The sequence below is a fragment of the Streptomyces resistomycificus genome (genome assembly GCF_001514265.1).
GTDB classification, from domain to species: Bacteria; Actinomycetota; Actinomycetes; order Streptomycetales; family Streptomycetaceae; genus Streptomyces; species Streptomyces resistomycificus.
The window spans coordinates 1-740 of record NZ_KQ949020.1; the positions used below are offsets into that span (position 1 = coordinate 1).

The window sequence follows — 740 nt, forward strand, 5'->3', positions numbered from 1 at the left end:
CCTCGCGGGCGAACGCGGGGTCCGGGGGACCGGTGATCCCGATGGCCTTGCCGCCGGGCTTGAGCACCCGCAGGGACTTCTCGAGGGTCTCCCCGCCGATGCTGTCCAGCACCAGGTCGTAGCCGGTCAGGAGCTGCTCGAAGTCCTGGCTGCGGTAATCGATCACCGTGTCGGCGCCGAGCGCGCGCACGAAGTCCGCGTTGGAAGCGCTGGCGGTCGTGGCGACGCTCGCGCCGAGGTGCGCGGCGAGCTGGATCGCGATCGAACCGACCCCGCCGGCGCCGGCGTGGATGAGCACCTTCTGCCCGGGCCGCACCTTCCCGCGCTCCACCAGCGCCTGCCACGCCGTGAGCGCCGCCAGCGGCAGCGAGCCGGCCTCTTCCATGCTGATGGAAGCGGGCTTGAGCGCCAGGTCGCCTTCCGCTATGGCGATGCGCTCGGCGAACGTGCCGATGCGGTCCTGGTGGGGCCGGGCGTAGACCTCGTCGCCGGGCTTGAAGCCGCGAACTGCCGTCCCGACGCTGATGACGGTGCCCGCGACGTCGTTGCCCAGGATCAGCGGCAGCTTGTAGGGCAGGATCTGCTTGAACTCACCGGTGTGGATCTTCTCATCCAGCGGGTTCAGTCCGGCGGCCTCCACCCGGACGAGCACGTCGTGCTCCCCCACGGTGGGTTCGGGGACGTCCGCCTCCTGCAGCGGCTCCTTGTACTTGGTGACGACGAACGCTCGCATGGGGCGC

Annotated in this window: 1 protein-coding gene; it reads right to left on the reverse strand. The window is 70.5% G+C overall.

The window, feature by feature from the left end; translation table 11 throughout:
• Positions 1-733 (reverse strand): NADP-dependent oxidoreductase (locus tag AQJ84_RS40230; RefSeq protein ID WP_059198925.1); only part of this gene is annotated, 733 nt, incomplete at its 3' end.
• Positions 734-740: the final 7 nt, after the last annotated feature.